The 18067-nt window shown below is 72.7% G+C and carries 18 protein-coding genes, 1 tRNA gene and 1 riboswitch; of the genes, 13 read left to right on the top strand and 6 right to left on the bottom strand.

The genetic code is table 11. From position 1 onward, the window contains the following. Window positions 1-112: 112 nt before the first annotated feature. Window positions 113-958: a nucleotidyltransferase domain-containing protein gene (locus Sdia_RS27365; RefSeq protein ID WP_100457738.1), complete on the top strand. Its 846-nt coding sequence runs from the start codon at window positions 113-115 to the stop codon at window positions 956-958. A gap of 38 nt (window positions 959-996) precedes the next feature. Here the strand turns inward: Sdia_RS27365 and Sdia_RS27360 are convergent, their stop codons facing one another. Beyond that, on the bottom strand, window positions 997-2283 hold the full coding sequence (locus tag Sdia_RS27360) for a PTS transporter subunit EIIC (protein WP_189499817.1): 1287 nt from the start codon (window positions 2281-2283) through the stop codon (window positions 997-999). 167 nt (window positions 2284-2450) lie between these two features. On the opposite strand from Sdia_RS27360, the gene Sdia_RS27355 reads away from it, so the two are divergent. The 4 genes from Sdia_RS27355 to rdgB all read left to right on the top strand — a co-directional run bounded on the left by Sdia_RS27355 (window position 2451) and on the right by rdgB (window position 4711). Further along, window positions 2451-2684, top strand: coding sequence for a PTS sugar transporter subunit IIB (locus tag Sdia_RS27355; RefSeq protein ID WP_030696432.1), 234 nt, complete (start codon window positions 2451-2453; stop codon window positions 2682-2684). A 110-nt stretch (window positions 2685-2794) separates the two neighbouring features. Beyond that, window positions 2795-3520, top strand: coding sequence for a ribonuclease PH (gene rph / locus Sdia_RS27350; RefSeq protein ID WP_100457736.1), 726 nt, complete (start codon window positions 2795-2797; stop codon window positions 3518-3520). Between the two features lie 119 nt (window positions 3521-3639). Continuing rightward, window positions 3640-4023, top strand: a complete 384-nt coding sequence (locus Sdia_RS27345; RefSeq protein ID WP_100457735.1) for a hypothetical protein — start codon at window positions 3640-3642, stop codon at window positions 4021-4023. 85 nt (window positions 4024-4108) lie between these two features. Next, complete coding sequence (gene rdgB / locus Sdia_RS27340) at window positions 4109-4711, top strand: RdgB/HAM1 family non-canonical purine NTP pyrophosphatase (RefSeq protein WP_100457734.1); 603 nt, start codon at window positions 4109-4111, stop codon at window positions 4709-4711. Between the two features lie 115 nt (window positions 4712-4826). Here rdgB and Sdia_RS27335 read toward each other — a convergent pair. The 3 genes from Sdia_RS27335 to bcp all read right to left on the bottom strand — a co-directional run bounded on the left by Sdia_RS27335 (window position 4827) and on the right by bcp (window position 7084). Further along, a tRNA-Leu gene (locus Sdia_RS27335) sits at window positions 4827-4909 on the bottom strand. A gap of 42 nt (window positions 4910-4951) precedes the next feature. After that, complete coding sequence (gene proP / locus Sdia_RS27330) at window positions 4952-6454, bottom strand: glycine betaine/L-proline transporter ProP (protein ID WP_100457733.1); 1503 nt, start codon at window positions 6452-6454, stop codon at window positions 4952-4954. Window positions 6455-6616: 162 nt separating this feature from the next. Further along, window positions 6617-7084 (bottom strand): thioredoxin-dependent thiol peroxidase, encoded by a 468-nt coding sequence (gene bcp / locus Sdia_RS27325; protein ID WP_100457732.1) that lies wholly within the window; start codon window positions 7082-7084, stop codon window positions 6617-6619. 116 nt (window positions 7085-7200) lie between these two features. Here bcp and Sdia_RS27320 point away from each other — a divergent pair, with 116 nt between their 5' ends. The 3 genes from Sdia_RS27320 to Sdia_RS27310 all read left to right on the top strand — a co-directional run bounded on the left by Sdia_RS27320 (window position 7201) and on the right by Sdia_RS27310 (window position 8481). Beyond that, on the top strand, window positions 7201-7587 hold the full coding sequence (locus tag Sdia_RS27320; protein WP_203605592.1) for a DUF3618 domain-containing protein: 387 nt from the start codon (window positions 7201-7203) through the stop codon (window positions 7585-7587). Window positions 7588-7664: 77 nt separating this feature from the next. After that, a complete protein-coding gene (locus tag Sdia_RS27315) occupies window positions 7665-8006 on the top strand; it encodes a GroES family chaperonin (RefSeq protein WP_181843949.1) in 342 nt (113 codons plus the stop codon). A gap of 57 nt (window positions 8007-8063) precedes the next feature. Beyond that, window positions 8064-8127, top strand: a riboswitch (guanidine-III (ykkC-III) riboswitch). Between the two features lie 33 nt (window positions 8128-8160). Continuing rightward, the gene (locus Sdia_RS27310; protein WP_100457729.1) at window positions 8161-8481 is read left to right on the top strand and encodes a DMT family transporter; all 321 of its coding nucleotides are present in this window, start codon (window positions 8161-8163) and stop codon (window positions 8479-8481) included. Window positions 8482-8669: 188 nt separating this feature from the next. Here the strand turns inward: Sdia_RS27310 and Sdia_RS27305 are convergent, their stop codons facing one another. Further along, a complete protein-coding gene (locus Sdia_RS27305; RefSeq protein ID WP_100457728.1) occupies window positions 8670-11018 on the bottom strand; it encodes a transglycosylase domain-containing protein in 2349 nt (782 codons plus the stop codon). A 223-nt stretch (window positions 11019-11241) separates the two neighbouring features. On the opposite strand from Sdia_RS27305, the gene Sdia_RS27300 reads away from it, so the two are divergent. The 4 genes from Sdia_RS27300 to Sdia_RS27285 all read left to right on the top strand — a co-directional run bounded on the left by Sdia_RS27300 (window position 11242) and on the right by Sdia_RS27285 (window position 14844). Further along, the gene (locus Sdia_RS27300) at window positions 11242-12063 is read left to right on the top strand and encodes an ABC transporter permease (RefSeq protein WP_100457727.1); all 822 of its coding nucleotides are present in this window, start codon (window positions 11242-11244) and stop codon (window positions 12061-12063) included. After that, a complete protein-coding gene (locus tag Sdia_RS27295) occupies window positions 12056-12919 on the top strand; it encodes an ABC transporter permease (protein ID WP_100457726.1) in 864 nt (287 codons plus the stop codon). The genes Sdia_RS27300 and Sdia_RS27295 overlap by 8 nt, the downstream gene beginning before the upstream one ends. Window positions 12920-13004: 85 nt before the next feature. Continuing rightward, on the top strand, window positions 13005-14048 hold the full coding sequence (locus Sdia_RS27290; RefSeq protein WP_115067955.1) for an ABC transporter ATP-binding protein: 1044 nt from the start codon (window positions 13005-13007) through the stop codon (window positions 14046-14048). A gap of 112 nt (window positions 14049-14160) precedes the next feature. After that, on the top strand, window positions 14161-14844 hold the full coding sequence (locus Sdia_RS27285) for a DUF1707 SHOCT-like domain-containing protein (protein ID WP_100457724.1): 684 nt from the start codon (window positions 14161-14163) through the stop codon (window positions 14842-14844). Window positions 14845-14880: 36 nt separating this feature from the next. Here Sdia_RS27285 and Sdia_RS27280 read toward each other — a convergent pair whose 3' ends face one another. Beyond that, entirely contained in the window at window positions 14881-16203 is a 1323-nt protein-coding gene (locus Sdia_RS27280; RefSeq protein WP_100457723.1) for an SGNH/GDSL hydrolase family protein, read from the bottom strand. Window positions 16204-16644: 441 nt separating this feature from the next. Here Sdia_RS27280 and Sdia_RS27275 point away from each other — a divergent pair, with 441 nt between their 5' ends. Next, window positions 16645-18054, top strand: a complete 1410-nt coding sequence (locus Sdia_RS27275) for a DUF445 domain-containing protein (protein WP_100457722.1) — start codon at window positions 16645-16647, stop codon at window positions 18052-18054. Window positions 18055-18067 lie beyond the last annotated feature (13 nt).

Genomic DNA, 18067 nt, shown 5'->3' with positions numbered 1-18067 from the left:
TGACCGGGCCGCACCGGCCGCGCGCACCGCCGCTCCCCGCACGACCGAGGGGGCCGGGCGGCGCGCCGCCGATCCCGCGCCCGTACCCGGTACCCAGCTCAGGAGCAACATCGTGCCCCGCACCCCCGCACCCCGTCCCTCCGCCTCCCCGGCCCTCGACGCCCGCGTCGCCCGCCTGCGGCAGGCCGCACACGCCGAACCCCGGCTGGAAGGCGTCCTCCTCTACGGCTCCTGGACCACCGGGGAGGCCGACGCCCACTCCGACATCGAGGCGTACCTCTTCCTCGACGACGGGCACGCCGGCACCTTCGACGGGCCCGGCTTCCTCCGGGCGCTCGGCCCGCTGGCGCTCGCCCACACCAACCAGTTCGGCGTCCTCGCCGTCGTCTTCGACGACGACCTGATGCGCGGCGAATTCCACCTGGAGGCGGCCGGGCCCGGGATCGAGGCGGTCGCCGACTGGCGGGGGCTGGTCCACCTGCCCGACCCGGCCGCCGCCGTCCTCCTCGACCGCGGCGGTCGGCTCGCCGAGGCCGCCGCCCGCCTCGCCGCGCCGCTCGCCCCCGAACCGGCGAAGACCGCCACCCACCTCACCGGTGAGCTGGCCAACTGGACGCTGATGCTGGCGCACCTCCTCGCCCGCCGCGAGGACGCCCGCGCCCACAACCTGCTGCACGCCAGGGTCTCCCCGCTCCAGCTCCAGCTCTGCCGCCTGCTGCGGGGCACCACCGACCACTGGCTGACCCCGAGCCGCGCCGCCGAACGGGACCTGCCCGCGGCCGACCTTGACCGGTACACCGCCACCACCGCCCGGCTGGAGGCCGCCGGGCTGCGGGCCGCCGCCCGCGCCTCCTGGCAGTGGTCGCGGGAGCTGGCCGCCGAGGCGCACGGCCGGTGGGGGACGCCGGTGCCCCAGGGGCTGCACGCCCGGATCGCCGGCCTCCTCGACCGGGACTGACCGGCACCGGCGCCCGGCCGCGCGGGGCCGGGACGGGGTCACGCCTTGGTGGTGTCCTCGACCTCGTCCTCGTCCTCCCGGCCCGGCGTCTTCAGGTCGAGCTTGGTGATGAGGAGGCGGAAGACCACGTAGTAGACGACGGCGAGGATCAGGCCGATCGGGATGATGAGCCAGGGTCTGGTGGCCAGGCCCCAGTTGATGACGTAGTCGATCAGGCCCGCCGAGAAGCTGAAACCGTCATGGACGCCGAACGCCCAGGTCACCGCCATCGAGACGCCGGTCAGCACGGCGTGGATGACGTACAGCACGGGGGCGATGAACAGGAAGGAGTATTCGAGCGGCTCGGTGATGCCGGTGACGAAGGAGGTCAGGCCGACCGAGAGCATCAGGCCGCCGACCTCCTTGCGGCGGTGCGGCTTGGCCGAGTGGGCGATGGCCAGGGCGGCGGCCGGCAGCGCGAACATCATGATCGGGAAGAAGCCGGAGGTGAACTGGCCGGCCGTCGGGTCGCCCGCCAGGAAGCGGGTGATGTCGCCGTGCACGACCTGCCCGTCCGGTGCCGTGTAACTGCCGAACTGGAACCAGATGGGCACGTTGAGGAACTGGTGCAGCCCGATGACCAGGAGTGCCCGGTTGGCGACACCGAAGATGCCCGCGCCCCACGAGCCCAGCCCGATCAGCCAGTCGCTGAAACTCTCCAGGCCGTCGCCGATCGGCGGCCAGATCCACAGGCAGATCGCGGCGAAGGCGATCGAGACGAAGGCCATGATGATCGGCACCAGGCGGCGGCCGTTGAAGAAGCCCAGCCAGTCCACCAGCCTGGTGCGGTGGAAGCGCTGCCAGAAGTAGGCGGCCAGCAGCCCGATCACGATGCCGCCGAACACTCCGGGGTTCTGGTACTCGTACGCCACCACCGAGCCGTCGGCCGCCTGACAGCCGGCCAGCACGTCCTCGGTGTCGGCCGGGCAGGGCTTCGGGAACTGCTGGAGCACGTTGTAGTAGACGAGGAAGCCCGCGACCGCCGCCAGCGCCGTCGAACCGTCGGCCTTCTTCGCCATGCCGATGGCGACACCCACGCAGAACAGCAGCGGCAGGCCGATGTTCGGGTCGAGCAGGCCGCCGCCCGCGCCCGCCATCACCTTGGCGACGCCCGACCAGCCGAGCCCCTCGTCGCCGAAGACGTCCGGCTGGCCGAGCCGGTTGAGGATGCCCGCGGCCGGCAGGACGGCGATGGGGAGCTGGAGGCTGCGGCCCATCTTCTGGAGGCCCTGGAAGAGGCTGTTCCACCACCGCTTGCGGGGGATCGCCTCACTCGTCGCGCTCATCGGCTTCCTCCTGCGCGGGTCGGCCGGCCCGCTGTCGCCTGCTGGTGACCGCCATCCTTCGGGACGTCAGGATTCCCCGCCCGCGAAGTTGGGCCAACCGTGCGCTAACGTGACAAACCGGACCGGTCGCGACCGGTCGGCGCCCGCACACCCCCAAGGGAGAACCCATGGCCAGCAAGGCTGAGAAGATCGTCGCCGCGCTCGGCGGCATCGACAACATCGACGAGGTCGAGGGCTGCATCACCCGCCTGCGCACCGAGGTCCACGACCCGTCCAAGGTCGACGAAGCCGCACTCAAGGCCGCCGGCGCCCACGGCGTCGTCAAGATGGGCAGCGCCGTCCAGGTCGTCATCGGCACCGACGCCGACCCCATCGCGGCCGACATCGAGGACCTGATGTAGCGAGGGCCGCGGTGCGCGCCCGGGGCCGTCCCCAGCACGGGGGCGGCCCCGGTGCGTACGCCGGTGACCGGGGCGCCGGGGGCCGCCGCCGACCGCGTAGGCTCCTCGCCATGGATCGCATCGACGGCCGCACGCCCAGCCAGCTCCGCCCCCTGACCATCGAACGCCGCTGGAGCAAGCACGCGGAAGGCTCCGTACTGGTCTCCTTCGGCGACACCAAGGTCCTCTGCACCGCCTCCTTCACCGAGGGTGTCCCGCGCTGGCGCAAGGGCAGCGGCGAAGGATGGGTCACCGCCGAGTACTCGATGCTGCCGCGCGCCACCAACACCCGCGGCGACCGCGAGTCCGTCCGCGGCAAGATCGGCGGCCGCACCCACGAGATCTCCCGCCTCATCGGCCGCTCGCTGCGCGCCGTCATCGACTACAAGGCGCTCGGCGAGAACACCGTCGTCCTCGACTGCGACGTCCTCCAGGCCGACGGCGGCACCCGCACCGCAGCCATCACCGGGGCCTACGTCGCCCTCGCCGACGCCATCACCTGGGCCCAGGGCAGGAAGATCATCAAGCCCGGCCGCAAGCCCCTGACCGGCAGCGTGGCCGCCGTCAGCGTCGGCATCGTCGGTTCCACCGCGCTCCTCGACCTCTGCTACGAGGAGGACGTGCGCGCCGAGACCGACATGAACGTCGTCTGCACCGGTGACGGACGGTTCGTCGAGGTCCAGGGCACCGCCGAGGGCGCCCCCTTCGACCGCGCCGAACTCAACGCCCTGCTCGACCTCGGCGCCGCCGGCTGCGCCGAACTGACGCAGGGGCAGCTCGCCGCCCTCGCGGAATGAGCCTCGCCCGGTAAGGAGACGGCCGGAACACGCGGCAACCGGAGCCTTCTTCCGGGCGTCCACAGGTATGCGGGCCGGCACCGGCCGGACCCGCGTCGACGCCCGGGAGAGGACCCCCCATGCCCACCAGCCGCCGCCTCGCCACCGCGACCGCCGGTGCAGCCCTGCTCGTCCCCTTCCTGCTGGGATGCGGCGCGCTGGAGAAGGCCGCCGACTGCGTACGGACCGCCGACGCGATAGCCGACTCCGTCGCCGACCTCCAGCGGGCGGTCGACGGGGCCGCCGAGGACCCGGGTCAGGCGGCCGAGGCGCTCGACCGGATCGACAAGAACGTGGACGACATCCAGAAGGACACCGGTGACGCCGATGTCAGCAAGGCCGTCGACCACCTCGACACGGCCCTCGACAACGTCCGCTCCGCGATCGAGAAGGGGGACGAGGTCCCCGACATCAGCCCCGTGGTGGACGCGGCGGGCGAACTCACCAAGGTCTGCACCTCCTAGCCGGGCGCGAGACCGCCTCGAACGCCGGCCGGGCCGGTGCGCGGGCGCCCGAGGCCACCCGCGGGGCGTGCCCGATACTGAGGGCATGACCCGCCTGATTCTCGCCACCCGTAACGCCGGAAAGCTCACCGAGCTGCGCGCCATCCTCGCCGACGCCGGGCTCACCCACGAACTGGTCGGCGCCGACGCCTACCCGGAGATCCCCGACGTCAAGGAGACCGGCGTCACCTTCGCTGAGAACGCCCTGCTCAAGGCACACGCGCTGGCGCAGGCCACGGGGTTGCCCGCGGTGGCGGACGACTCCGGGCTCTGCGTCGAGGTGCTCGGCGGCGCCCCCGGCATCTTCTCCGCGCGCTGGGCCGGCCGCCACGGCGACGATCAGGCCAACCTCGACCTGCTGCTCGCCCAGCTCTCCGACATCGCCGACCCCCACCGCGCCGCCCACTTCGCCTGCGCGGCCGCGCTCGCCCTGCCCGACGGCACCGAGCGCGTCGTCGAGGGCCGCCTCACCGGCACCCTGCGCCACGTCCCCGCGGGCGAGCACGGCTTCGGCTACGACCCGGTCCTCCAGCCCGACGGCGAGACGCGCACCTGCGCCGAACTCACCCCCGCCGAGAAGAACGCCGTCAGCCACCGGGGCAAGGCCTTCCGCGCCCTGGCCCCCGTGGTCCGCGAACTCCTCGGCTGAACCCACCCACCTCGCCGTCACCGTCCCCGCCGGCGCTTCGGGCCGGCCTCCGGCGCCCGCGCCGAGGCAGAGGGGGCAAGGAAGAACCCGGGCCACCAGAAGGTGGCCCGGGTTGTGCGGCCGGAGGGACTCGAACCCTCACGGGCAATGCCCACTGGGACCTAAACCCAGCTCGTCTGCCAGTTCCGACACGGCCGCGAGCAGCGCCATCCTACCGGCAGCCCCGCGCCTCCGGCAGGGTCAGAACTTGGGATCGGGCGACTGGGCGTCCAGGATCTCCCGGGCCTCCTCCTCGGTCTCCACCGAGGGCGGCGACCCGGCGAGCGGCCGGTGCGCCGTCTCCTTCATGCAGGCCACCGCGATGACCCCGACCAGCGCCGCCGCCATCGCGTAGTAGGCGGGCATCATGTCGTCGCCGGTCAGGCCGATCAGCCCGGTGATGACCAGCGGGGTGGTGCCGCCGAAGAGGGAGGCGGAGAGGTTGTAGCCGACCGAGAGCGAGCCGTACCGCACAGGCGTCGGGAAGAGCGCGGGCAGCGCCGCCGACATGGTGCCGAGCAGGCAGACCAGGGAGAGGCCGAGCATCAGCATGCCGGCCGAGACGGCGAGCAGGCTGCCCTGCTTGACCAGCAGGAACGAGGGGATGGAGAGGAAGAAGAAACTGATCATGCCGGTCATGAGCAGCGGTTTGCGACCGAACCGGTCACTGAGCTTGCCGACCTGGTTGATGATCAGCATCAGCAGCACCATGACGCCGATGAGGATGAGCAGCCCGTGGCTCTCGTCGTACCCCATCTCGTCGGACAGGTACGTCGGCATGTACGACAGCAGCATGTAGTCGGTGATGTTGTACGCGCCGACCAGGCAGATGCAGAGGATCAGCGAGGGCCAGTAGCGGCGGAAGATCTTCGCCAGGTCACCCTTGTGGCTGGTCTCGACGCCGTCGGCGGCCTCGCTGGCGTGCGCGCTGGTGCCGTCCTCCAGCTTCTGGAAGGCGGGGGTCTCGTCCAGCTTGAGCCGCAGGTAGATGCCGACGAAGCCGAGCGGGCCGGCGACCAGGAACGGGATGCGCCACCCCCAGCTCTCCATCGCCCCGTCGTCCAGCACCGCGTAGAGCGCGGTGACCAGGCCCGCGGCGCCGGTGTAGCCGAGCAGGGTGCCGAGTTCCAGGAAGCTGCCGAAGAAGCCGCGGCGCTTGTCGGGCGCGTACTCGGCGATGAAGGTGGAGGCGCCGCCGTACTCACCGCCGGTCGAGAAGCCCTGCACCAGCCGGAAGAGGATCAGCAGCAGGGGGGCCCAGAAGCCGATCGAGGCGTAGGAGGGGATCAGGCCGATGCAGAAGGTGCCCAGCGCCATCATGACCATGGTCAGCGCGAGGACCTTCTTGCGGCCCAGCCGGTCGCCCATCGGGCCGAAGAACATGCCGCCCAGCGGCCGCACCAGGAAGGCGACGGCGAAGGTGGCGAACGAGGAGAGCAGCTGCACCGTGTCGTTCCCCGACGGGAAGAACACATGGCCGAGGGTGACCGCCAGATACGAGTAGATCCCGAAGTCGAACCACTCCATGGCGTTGCCCAGGGAGGCAGCCTTCACGGCGCGCTTGACGGCCCGCTCGTCGGTGACCGTGATGTCGCTCCGCCGCAGCCTCGGGTTCTTGCGCTGGCGCACGGCACGGAAGAGGCGGGGGTGCCGTTTGACCGCCTCCGGGTCGTCCTCCCCGGCGTGCGGGCCGCTGTCGGCCATGGCTGCTCCCTTTCCTCGGTGGTGGTTCCAGGAACTGCTTCTGCGCCCGCACCGCAGGCGCAAACCGCCACGCCGTAGAAGTGTGTCCCCGTTCACAGAAACCACGCGACCCCGCCGCGTCCGAGTGGCTGACGCGGCGGGGCCGGGCGGAGGACAGGCGGGTCAGACGCCCAGGTCACGCATGATCTTGGCGACGTGGCCGGTGGCCTTGACGTTGTAGAAGGCGTGCTCGACCCTGCCGTCCTCGCCGACGACGACGGTGGAGCGGATCACGCCGGTCACGGTCTTGCCGTAGAGCTTCTTCTCGCCGAAGGCGCCGTACGCGGCCAGTGTCTCCTTGGACGGGTCGCCGACCAGGGTGACCTTCAGGTCCTCCTTCTCACGGAACTTGGCGAGCTTCTCCGGCTTGTCCGGGGAGACGCCGATGACGTCGTACCCGGCGCTCGCCAGCGCCTCCAGGTTGTCGGTGAAGTCGCACGCCTGCTTGGTGCAGCCGGGGGTGAGGGCGGCCGGGTAGAAGTAGACGATGACCTTGCGGCCCTGGTGGGAGGCGAGGGAGACCTCGTTGCCGTCGGCGTCGGGCAGGGTGAAGGCCGGGGCGGTGTCGCCCGGCTTGAGTCGCTCACTCATGGAAAGGGTCTCCTCGCGGTACTGGTTCCTCGTTCGGGTTGAGCCTAATAGGGGTGCCGTGGGGTGAGATCAGGCCGGAGCTGACAGACTGTCGACGGACAGAGACGGCTCACGGGATGGTCCGGGTTTCCCCGGGTACCCGGAGACCCACGGGTACGGACGACGACGGAGGCAGCGCGGTGTCGGATGCCAGGACCCCTGCGCAGATCGAGGCGGACATCGAGCGGCGGCGCGAGACGCTGGCCGAGACCCTCGACGAGATCGGTGTGCGGGTGCACCCCAAGACCATCGTCGGCGACGCGAAGGCCCAGGTGGCCTCGCGGGTCGACGCGACGCTGGGCCGTGCCTACGTGGGGGTGAACCGCGCCGTCTCCCAGGTGCGCGCCGGTTTCACCCGTGAGGACGGCTCGCCGCGCCCGGAACGGGTGATCCCGGTGGCGCTGGTCGTGGTCGGCGTCGTCGGCCTGGTGGTGGTCTCCTCCCGCCGGAACTCCGGCAAGTAGGACACCGTGCGGGCCTCCCGCCGGCGGTCCGGGCCCTTCCTTCGTACGGGGGAGCGGTCGCCAGGTAGGTTCGGGGCGTGAGTGAGAACAGCCGGCACGACAAGTTGCCCATTCGCATGCTGCACGACCGCGTGCTGGTCCGGACCGACATCCCCGAGGGGGAGCGGCGCTCGACCGGCGGCATCGTCATTCCCGCGACGGCCGCGGTCGGCCGTCGGCTGGGCTGGGCCGAGGTGGTCGCCGTCGGACAGAACGTCCGAGCGGTCGAGCCCGGCGACCGGGTGCTGTACGACCCCGAGGACCGCGCCGAGGTCGAGGTGCGCGGCGTCGCCTACGTCCTGATGCGCGAGCGCGACCTGCACGCCGTCGCGGCCGACCGCTTCGAGGGGTCCCAGGACACGACGGGGCTCTACCTGTAGCGGCCGTGGCTCGTCGCCCGGCTCCCGGTGACCGACCTCACCGGGAGCCGGGCCCGGATCTTGCCACGGTGGAGGCACCCCGACGAGACGCGCCGTACCGGGCTGGTAAAGACGACGCACCCCCGTTGAACCCGCGTTTCCCGGAGGTGCCCCCGTGGCCTGGGTCCTGCTGCTCGTCGCCGGTCTGCTGGAAGTCGGCTGGTCGATCGGGATGAAGTACACCGAAGGTTTCACCCGGCTCTGGCCGAGCGTCTTCACCGCCGCCGGAATCGTCGCCAGCATGGTGCTGCTCGCCCAGGCGGCCAGGACCCTGCCGATCGGCACCGCCTACGGCGTCTGGGTCGGCATCGGCGCCGCGGGCGCCGCCGTCCTCGGCATGCTGGTCCTCGGCGAACCGGCGACCGCCGCCCGCGTCTTCTTCGTCTCCCTGCTGATCGTCGCCGTGGTCGGCCTGAAGCTGACCTCGGGGCACTAGGACCTGTCCGGCGGAACTTCGTGGGCCCGCGACGCCCGGCACGCACGCTTGCCGCACGACCGAAGCACCCGAGTACGTCCGGTACGAGGGAGACCCGGGCGCACGCCGAGAGCACGCACCAGACGCCGCGGACACCGCTCAGGACTCGGCACACCGCCCAGGTGTCCCGCCCCGGGAGGCGAACCGGTTCAGCTCGGGCCTGGCGTCTCCGGGCCCGGCGGGACCGGAATCGTCGTGGTCTCGCGTGGGTCGCGGGCCGGGGCGGGCGGCGCGGGTTCGGGCAGTGGGCCGGCGGGCGGGGGCGAGTCGCCGTTGCGGCCCGGATCGTCCTCCATGCCCGGAGGCACGTCGGTGGGGCCGCCGGTGTCGCCGCCGGGGGCGCTCGGGGAGTCGCCGCCCGGGTCGCGGGGGGAGGTGTCGCCGTCGCCCGGTTCGCTCGGCGCGTCGCTCTCCGGGTCCCCGGGGCTGCGGGAGGCCGCGCCGGACTCGCTCGGGGAGGCGGTGGGGGAGTCCTCGGCCGAGGTGTCCGCCTCCAGGTCGAAGTCGCGCGCCGGCTGCCCGGCGAGGGCGGCCCGGGTGAACTGGGCCCAGATCTCCGCCGGGGGGCCGCCGCCGTTGATCCGGGGCAGGCCGAGGGCGCCGTAGAGCGGGGTGTGGGAGCCGGACTCCGGGTCCTGGCCCATCACCGCGACCACCGTGGTCAGGTCCGGGGTGTACCCGGCGAACCACGCGGCCGTGTCCTCCTCCGCCGTGCCGGTCTTGCCCGCGGCCGGACGCCCGGCCTCCCGGGCCGCCATGCCGGTGCCGCCGCGCACCACGCTGCGCAGCACCGAGGTGGTGGTGTCGGCGGCGCGCCGGGACACCGCTTCCCGGGTCCGGTCCTGGGGCAGCTCCAGCTTCTCGCCGAGGTGGCTGATCTCCTGGACCAGCCGGTGGTCACGGTGGCGGCCGTGGTCGGCGAGGCTGGCGTACGCCTCGGCCATGTCGAGGACGCTGGCGGTGGCGGTGCCCAGCGCGATCGACGGGTACGGCTGGAGGTCCGGGGTGTCCTTCGGCAGCCCGAGCGCGATGGCGGTGTCCTTGACCTTCTGAGGGCCGACGTCCACGGCGAGCTGGGCGTAGACGGCGTTGACGGACCGGTCGGTGGCGACCTTCAGGGTGATGTCGCCGTAGTCCCGCTCGTCCTCGTTCTCCGGCTCGTACGGTCCGCCGCTCCAGCCCTGGACGCGTCGCTTGTTGGTGCCGTCGTAGCGGGCGTTGGGGTTGATGGTGCGGCCGTCCTGGGTGCGGGCCTTGTGCTGGAGCGCGGCGGTCAGCACGAACGGCTTGAAGGTGGAGCCGACCTGGTAGTCGCGGCGGGTCGCGTTGTTGACGTACTGCTGGGTGTAGTCGACGCCTCCGTACATGGCGAGGACCTTGCCGCTCTTCGGGTCGAGGGCGACGCCGCCCGCGCGGACGTTCCGGTCGGCCTTGCGCTTCTTCTTGTCGAGCTTCGAGGTCAGCCGGTCGTCGACCGCCTCGACCAGCGCGTCCTGCTGCTTCTTGACCAGGGTGGTGGTGATCCGGTGGCCGCCCTTGGCGAGCGCCGCCTCGGTCACGACGCCGTTGGCCACCAGGTACTCGTCGACGGCCTGTACCAGGTAGCCGCGCTGGCCGGAGAGGCCGCGCGGGAGGTGCTGCTGGTCGGGGGTGGGGAAGGAGAGGCGGGCACGCTCGGCGCCGGTCAGCCAGTTCTCCTTGACCATGCCGTCCAGCACGTAGTTCCAGCGGGCCTCGGCGCGGGACCGGTTGGCGGGCTGCGCGATCACGTCGTAGGCGCTGGGGGCGTTGAGGAGCGAGGCGAGGTAGGCGCCCTGGGCGGTGTTCAGATCGCTGGCGTCGATGCCGTAGTACGCCTGCGCGGCGGCCTGGATGCCGTAGGCGTTGCGGCCGAAGTAGCTGGTGTTGAGGTAGCCCTCCAGGATCTCGTCCTTGGAGGTCTCGCGGTCCAGCTTGATCGCGATGAAGAACTCCTTGGCCTTGCGGGTGACGGTCTGATCCTGGTCCAGGTAGTAGTTCTTGACGTACTGCTGGGTGATGGTGGAGCCGGACTGCTTGCCCTTGCCGGTGACGGTCTTCCAGGCGCCGCGGATCATCGCCTGCGGGTCGACGGCCGAGCCGGTGTAGAAGTCGCGGTCCTCGGCGGCGAGGACCGCCCGCCGCACCGGCTTGGGGAGGTCGGAGAGGGAGATGTTCTCCCGGTTGACGTCGCCGTCGCTGGCGAGCTGGGTGCCGTCCGCGTACAGGTAGACGTTGGACTGCTGGGTGGCGGCGGCGTTGGCGGCGGGGATGTCCACCAGCAGGTACCCGGCGACGAAGCCGCCGCAGACCAGGACCGCCAGGCCCAGGAAGCCGCCCAGCACCAGCCGCCAGCCCGGCACGAACCGGCGGATGCCGCGCCTCGGCTTCCCGCCCGGGTCGGGTTCACGCCCCTCCCACCCGGGCCACCGCCCGTGCTCCGCGCCCGCGCCCTTTGGCTGCCGCCGTTCCTCTCCCATGACTCCCCGATTCCCGAATTGCCGAGTACGCCCGGAATATCACTTTCGCATCATGTGTTCCGCCATGCCGACCGATACGCGCCCGCACAACGAAATCCCGTGGCGTCGGGTGGCGGCCCGCACCTAAGCTCCTGCCCTTTGGCGACGAAGTGGCCTCGGTCACACAGAAGGCGGACTTCGCCCGGTCGGCGGGCGTGTCACGGCGGAACGGAGCAGCGGCACGATGGTCCAGGGCTCAGGCGCGGCCGCGCTGTACGGGGCGGTGGCCGTCAGGGGATTCCGGCGGTTCGCCACCTACCGGGCGGCCACCCTCGCCGGAATCTTCACCAACACCGTCTTCGGGCTCATCCTCGCCCAGACCTACCTCGCCCTGTGGGCCGAGCGACCCGGCCTCGGCGGCTACGACCAGGCCCAGGCCCTCACGTTCGTGTGGATCGGGCAGTCCCTCCACATGGCCGTCGCCGCGATGGGCGGCGGCTCGGAGGAAGAGCTGATGGAACGCATCCGTTCGGGTGACATCGCCGTCGACCTCTACCGCCCCGTCGACCTCCAGCTCTGGTGGCTCGCCCAGGACGCGGGCCGTGCCTGCTTCCAGCTGGTCGCCCGCGGCGCGCTGCCGCTCGCCTTCGGCGCCCTCGTCTTCGACCTCGCGCTGCCCGCCTCGCCCGGCACCTGGGCGGCCTTCCTCGCCGCGGTCGCCCTCGGCCTGCTGGTCAGCTTCGGCATCCGCTACCTGGTCGCGCTCAGCGCCTTCTGGCTGCTGGACGGCGCGGGCGTCAACCAGCTCGCCTGGCTGGTCGGCATCTTCTTCTCCGGGATGCTGCTGCCGCTCAACGTCTTCCCCGGCCTGCTCGGCGAGGTGGCCCGCGCGCTGCCCTGGTCCGCCTTCCTCCAGCTCCCCGCCGACGTCCTGCTCGGCGTCCACACCGGCACCGGCCTGCTCGGCGTCTACGCCTTCCAGCTCGCCTGGGCCGTGGCGCTGCTGGCCGCCGGGCGCGCCCTCCAGGCCCTGGCGACCCGCCGGGTGGTGGTCCAGGGTGGCTGAGCCCGCCGCGCCCGCGCGCCCCGTCCCCGCCGAGGCCCCGTTCCGCTCGCCGCTGGTCGAGGGGGTGCGCGCCTACCGCCTCGTCGTCGCCATGTGGGTCCGCTCCACCCTCACCTACCGGGCGTCGTTCGCCATGGCCCTGTGCGTCAGCATCGCCGCCAACGGCCTCGACTTCGTCGCGATCCTGCTCATGTTCGGGCACGTCGACCGGCTCGGCGGCTTCACCCTCGGCGAGGTCGCCTTCCTGTACGGGACCTCCGCCACCGCCTTCGGCCTCGCCCACCTGGCTGTCGGCTCCCTGGACCGGCTCGGCCGCCGGGTCAGGGACGGTTCCCTGGACACCCTGCTGGTCCGCCCCGTCCCCGTCCTCGCCCAGCTCGCCGCCGACCGCTTCGCCCTGCGCCGCCTCGGCCGCATCACCCAGGGCGGCCTGGTGCTCGGGTACGCGCTGACGGTGCTGGAGGTCGACTGGAGCGCGTCCAGGGTGCTGATGGTCCCGCTGATGCTGGTCAGCGGCGCGGCGATCTTCGGAGCCCTCTTCGTGGCCGGGGCCGTCTTCCAGTTCTACGCCCAGGACGCCGCCGAGGTGCAGAACGCCTTCACCTACGGCGGCACCACCCTGCTCCAGTACCCGCCGACCGTCTTCGGCAGGGAACTGGTCGCCTCGGTGGTCTTCGTGCTGCCGCTGGCCTTCGTCAACTGGGTGCCCGCCGCCTACGTCCTGGACCGTCCCATGCCGCTCGGCCTGCCCGTCCAGGCCGCCCTCGCCCCGCCGCTGGTGGCCGCCGTCTGCTGTGTGGCGGCCGGGCTGCTGTGGCGGGTCGGGCTACGCGCCTACCGCTCGACCGGGAGCTGACCGGCGGACGGAACCACGGGCGCCGGCCGGCGACCCGGTGACCACGCCACACCACACCGAACCGAGAGGCAGGAGAACGACAGCGATGGACGCGACGGAGCGACCGGCGGCGGACGAGGGACCCGGAGCGGGGGCGGCCCCGGCGGTCCTGCCCGGCCAGCGCGGCGGCGAGGAGGTCATCCACCTCGACGGGGTCGAGAAGGTCTTCGAGGTACGCCGCCGCACGGGCCTGCTGCGCCGGGAGAAGCGGCAGGTCAGAGCGGTCGACGGGCTCAGCTTCTCGGTGGCGCGCGGCGAGGTGGTCGGCTTCGTCGGACCCAACGGCGCGGGCAAGTCCACCACCATCAAGATGCTCACCGGCATCCTCACCCCGAGCGGCGGCACCCTGCGCGTCGCCGGCGTCGAACCGGCCCGGGACCGGGCCCGCACCGCCCGCCGCATCGGCGTCGTCTTCGGCCAGCGCACCACCCTCTGGTGGGACCTGCCCCTGCTCGACTCCTACCAGCTCATCCACCGCATGTACCGCGTCCCCGACTCCCGCTACCGGGAGAACCTCGACCGGTGCGTCGAACTCCTCGGCCTCGGCGACCTGCTGGACGTCCCCGTACGCCAGCTCTCACTCGGTCAGCGGATGCGCGGCGACATCGCGGCCGCCCTCCTGCACGACCCCGAAGTGCTGTACCTGGACGAGCCGACCATCGGCCTGGACGTCGTCTCCAAGGCGAACGTACGGCGGTTCCTCGCCGATCTGAACGCCGAACGCGGCACCACCGTCCTGCTCACCACCCACGACCTCACCGACATCGAGCAGCTCTGCCGCCGCGTCATGGTCATCGACCACGGCCGCCTCATGTACGACGGCGCCGTGGCCGGTCTGCACCGGATCGCCGCCGCGGAACGCACCCTCGTCGTCGACCTGGCCACCGAACTCCCGCCCATCGCCGTGGAGTCGGCCCGCACCGTCAAGGTCGAGGGCCCGCGCCAGTGGCTCGCCTTCCCGGCCGGCCGCCCGGCCGCGCCGCTCGTCGCGGAGATCGCCGCCGGGTGGCCGCTGCTCGACCTCTCGGTCCGCGAACCGGACATCGAGGACGTCATCGCCCTGATGTACGCGGGGCGTCCGGCCGGCTGAGCGAGGGCGCGCCGGGCGGGCGGCGCGGCCGGCTGCCCGCCCGGTGACGAGATCGTTGCGGTCGGCCCGGCGGCCCTGTCCCGCCGGGCCCCGCTCCTCATAGGGTGACCGCATGAGTGAAGAGCTGCCCGAACTCCGCGCCTCCGACGCCGACCGGGAGAAGGTCGCCGAACGGCTCCGCGACGCCATGGCCGAAGGCCGCCTGGACATGGACGAGTTCGGGGAACGGCTCGACGCCGTCTACCGGGCCCGCACCTACGCCGAACTGGAACCCCTCACCAGCGACCTGCCCGCCACCGGCGCCCCCGCCGCCCGCGCCACCGGTGAACCCGGCCGGGAGAACTGGCCGGCCCGGATCGGCGGCACCGGGGACAACCGCTGGGGCATCGGCGTGCTCTCCGGCTTCCAGCACACCGGCCGCTGGACGGTGCCCGCCCGCTTCCGGGCGATCGCCTTCTGGGGCGGCGGCCAGCTCGACCTGCGCGAGGCGCGCTTCGAGTCCCGCGAGACGGTCATCGACTGCTGGACGGTGATGGGCGGCGTCAACATCGTCGTCCCGCCCGGCGTCCAGGTCGACGTGCGCGGCATCGGCGTCATGGGCGGCTTCGGCCGGCCCGTGGGCGACGACACGCCCGACCCCGACGCCCCGCGTGTCGTCATCCGCGGCTTCGCCTTCTGGGGCGGCGTCGGCACCGAACGCAAGCCCACCCGCGCCCAGCGGCGGCTGGAGAAGGAGCGGCGCCGGGACGAACGCGGAGGCGCGGACGGCGGGGACGACCGCAAGGAACTGGGCTGAGGCCACGAGCCGGGGCCCTCGCGCCCGGTCAGAGCTTCAGAGCTGGGCCGGGGCGGTCTTCCGCAGCAACGACAGGTCGAAGGACTCGCCCATCCTCCTGAAACCCGCGTCGCTCGGGTGCAGGTGGTCCCCGGAGTCGTACTCGGGGCGCAGCTTCCGCGCGTCGTAGGGGTCGCGGACCGCCTTGTCGAAGTCGACGTAGTGGTCGAAGACCTCGCCGGAGCGGATGGCCGTGTTGACCTCCTGGCGCATCTGCTCCTTCTCCGGCGTCCAGCCGCGGTGACCGCCGAACGGCATCAGCGTCGCGCCGGTGACCCGCAGCCCCCGCTGGTGGGCCTGGCGGGTCAGGTCGCGCAGGCCGTCGGCGATGTCGGCGGCGGAGTTGCCGTTCGGGTTGCGCAGGATGTCGTTGATGCCGAGGGCCACCACGATCCCGCGCACCCCCGACCGCGAGAGCACGTCCCGCTCGAAGCGGTTGAGGCCGCTGGGGTTGCCCGCGGGACGGCCGGGGCCGCCGGAGAGCAGACGGTTGCCGCTGATGCCCTGGTTGACCACGCTCAGGTCGAGGTTGCCCGGCTCGTCGCGCATCCGCTGGGCCAGCACGTCGGTCCAGCGGCGGTTGGCGCCCATGGTCGAGGTGATGCCGTCGGTCAGCGAGTCGCCGAGGACGACCACGGCGCCCTGCGAGTCGCTGCTGTGGACGTCCACCGCCGTCACGTACCGCCAGAACGGGCTCTGCTGCGTGTACGCCGCGCCCGCCTCGTCGTCGGTGCGCTCGCCGCGGGCGACGTAGCTGATCTGCCGGGCGTGCGGGTGGTAGGTGACCGGGCCCGACGGCGTCGGGCTGAACGTGGTGACCAGGAGATCCGAGCCGTTCGGTACGCGCATGCGCACCGCGTCGCTGACCCGCTGCTCGCCCGGGGGTATGACGACGTCGCTGCGGCCGTCGAAGGTCAGCGCGCGGAGCGTCCCCGGAGCGGCCGAGGGGTTGTTGGGGGCGGCGGTCAGCGCGATCGAGGCGCGGGTGAGGTTGAGCGGCTGCTGCCCGTAGAGGTTGGAGAGGGTGACGCGGGCGCTGGTGCCGCCGGTGTGCGTGTGCACCACGTTACGGATCGACTGCCCGGCGTAGCCGCGCAGTTCGGTGCCGGGCTCGCCGCCGACCGGGGAGGCCGACCACGCCGCGACCCAGCTGCCCGACGAGGCCGGAGCCGCCGAGCTGCGCGGGGTGCGGGCACCTTGGTCCGCCGACTCGTCGCGGGAGCCGCCCGTCCCGGTCACGCCCAGGTATATGGCGGCCGATATCAGGACGACGATCGCCGCGAGGGCGGCGAGCAAGGCATAACCGTGACGCTTGGTCATGCGCCTGTTACTCCTCGGGCCGAGGGAGCCCCGAGGCTCCGTGTGGATCTTCCATGATGCGTCATGGCGCGGAGAGTCGCGCGGGGCGCCCCCGGAGGGACAGACGCGACCGGACCGCCGTCCGTTCCGCCGGGAGGCGGGGAATCGGGCGATTGCGGGAGCCGGGGGACAAGGGGTGCACCGGGCGTTCCGGGACGGTGACGGCGGGTGAGATCCGGGTGCGCCGCGCACGTTCGCGCGTGCGGGGAGTCACGACGGGCCGGGGTGGGGCCGGGCCCGGGGGCACGGCCTCGGGCCGCACCCGCCGGCGCGCGTGCCCGCCGGGACCGGTGCGCCACACCGGCCGGCCGGGCGGGCGCCGTATCGTGCCGTACGGGGGCTTTTCCGGGCGCGCGGCGCACGGGCGGCCACGGACAGTGACGGTGAACGGGACGGGACGCCATGGCAGAGGACGACCGCAGCGGCGAGGGCGCGAGGGCGCGGGGGACGGGCCCCGGTGAGCAGCGCGGCGGCGGGGGCGCGCCACGGGGCGGTGCCCTGGGCGCCCTCCTCGGCGGCGCGGCGGGCGCTCCGGGGGCCGGCGTGGACCCGATGGCCTTCACCGCCGCCGACGAGGAGAAGCGGCGCGGCGTCCGCCGCATGAAGGTCACCGCCACCGGCCTGCTCGTCCTCGTCGCCGTCGTCTACGCCCTGGCCACCTGGGCCGAGCACTCCGGCGCCGGCGCCTGGGCGGGGTACGTCGCCGCCGCGGCCGAGGCCGGGATGGTCGGCGCGCTCGCCGACTGGTTCGCCGTCACCGCCCTCTTCCGCCACCCGCTCGGCCTGCCCATCCCGCACACCGCGATCATCCCGCGCAAGAAGGACCAGCTCGGCGCCTCGCTCGGCGCCTTCGTCGGCGAGAACTTCCTCTCCCCGGACGTCATCCGCACCCGGCTGCACGCCCTGCGGCTCGGCAGTCGCGTCGGCACCTGGCTCGCCCACCCGGAGAACACCGACCGTGTCACCTCCGAACTCTCCACCGCCCTGCGCGGCGCCCTCACCGTCCTGCGCGACAACGACGTCCAGGCCGTCGTCGGCGAGGCCGTCACCCGCCGCGCCGACGCCCAGGAGATCGCGCCGGGCCTCGGCCGGATGCTGGAGCGGATCGTCGAGGACGGCGGCCACCGCCGCGTCGTCGACCTGGTCTGCTCCCGCGCCCACGACTGGCTGGTCCTCCACAGTGACCAGGTGATGAACGCCGTCCAGGGCGGCGCCCCCGGCTGGACGCCGCGCTTCGTCGACAAGCGCGTCGGCGAGCGCGTCTACAAGGAACTCCTGCGCTTCCTCACCGAGATGCGCGACATGCCCGACCACCCCGCGCGCGCCGCCATCGACACCTTCCTCGCCGACTTCGCCACCGACCTGCGCACCGACCCCGACACCCGCGCCCGCGTCGAACGCCTCAAGTCCGAGATCATCCACCGCCCCGAGGTCCAGGACCTCATCGCCTCCGCCTGGTCCGCCGTCCGCGCCATGATCGTGGCCGCCGCCGAGGACGAACAGAGCGAACTGCGCCTGCGTGCCCGCGCCGCCCTCCTCTCCCTCGGCAACCGCATGTCCGCCGACCCGCGACTCCAGGACAAGGTCGACGGCTGGGCCGAGTCCGCCGCCGCCTACGTCGTCACCAACTACCGCGCCCAGATCACCTCCCTCATCACCGACACCGTCGCGAGCTGGGACGCCGAACACACCTCCCGCAAGATCGAGGCCCACATCGGCCGCGACCTCCAGTTCATCCGCATCAACGGCACGGTGGTGGGGTCCCTGGCGGGGCTGGTGATTCACACGGTGTCGCGGGGGCTGGGGGCGTGACGGGGGCGAGTTC

The organism is Streptomyces diastaticus subsp. diastaticus, from assembly GCF_011170125.1.
Classification (GTDB): domain Bacteria; phylum Actinomycetota; class Actinomycetes; order Streptomycetales; family Streptomycetaceae; genus Streptomyces; species Streptomyces diastaticus.
The sequence above is the reverse complement of the archived record's forward strand: the minus strand, read 5'-3'. Positions and strand labels throughout refer to the sequence as shown.

Excerpts from the sequence above, each read along its gene's own strand:
- proP (WP_100457733.1), bottom strand. The coding sequence starts at position 6,454 with ATGGCCGACAGCGGCCCGCACGCCGGGGAGGACGACCCGGAGGCGGTC.
- rdgB (WP_100457734.1), top strand. The coding sequence starts at position 4,109 with ATGACCCGCCTGATTCTCGCCACCCGTAACGCCGGAAAGCTCACCGAG.
- Sdia_RS27300 (WP_100457727.1), top strand. The coding sequence starts at position 11,242 with ATGGTCCAGGGCTCAGGCGCGGCCGCGCTGTACGGGGCGGTGGCCGTC.
- Sdia_RS27305 (WP_100457728.1), bottom strand. The coding sequence starts at position 11,018 with ATGGGAGAGGAACGGCGGCAGCCAAAGGGCGCGGGCGCGGAGCACGGG.
- Sdia_RS27290 (WP_115067955.1), top strand. The coding sequence starts at position 13,005 with ATGGACGCGACGGAGCGACCGGCGGCGGACGAGGGACCCGGAGCGGGG.
- Sdia_RS27275 (WP_100457722.1), top strand. The coding sequence starts at position 16,645 with ATGGCAGAGGACGACCGCAGCGGCGAGGGCGCGAGGGCGCGGGGGACG.
- Sdia_RS27285 (WP_100457724.1), top strand. The coding sequence starts at position 14,161 with ATGAGTGAAGAGCTGCCCGAACTCCGCGCCTCCGACGCCGACCGGGAG.
- rph (WP_100457736.1), top strand. The coding sequence starts at position 2,795 with ATGGATCGCATCGACGGCCGCACGCCCAGCCAGCTCCGCCCCCTGACC.
- Sdia_RS27355 (WP_030696432.1), top strand. The coding sequence starts at position 2,451 with ATGGCCAGCAAGGCTGAGAAGATCGTCGCCGCGCTCGGCGGCATCGAC.
- Sdia_RS27345 (WP_100457735.1), top strand. The coding sequence starts at position 3,640 with ATGCCCACCAGCCGCCGCCTCGCCACCGCGACCGCCGGTGCAGCCCTG.
- bcp (WP_100457732.1), bottom strand. The coding sequence starts at position 7,084 with ATGAGTGAGCGACTCAAGCCGGGCGACACCGCCCCGGCCTTCACCCTG.
- Sdia_RS27280 (WP_100457723.1), bottom strand. The coding sequence starts at position 16,203 with ATGACCAAGCGTCACGGTTATGCCTTGCTCGCCGCCCTCGCGGCGATC.
- Sdia_RS27320 (WP_203605592.1), top strand. The coding sequence starts at position 7,201 with ATGGTCCGGGTTTCCCCGGGTACCCGGAGACCCACGGGTACGGACGAC.
- Sdia_RS27360 (WP_189499817.1), bottom strand. The coding sequence starts at position 2,283 with ATGAGCGCGACGAGTGAGGCGATCCCCCGCAAGCGGTGGTGGAACAGC.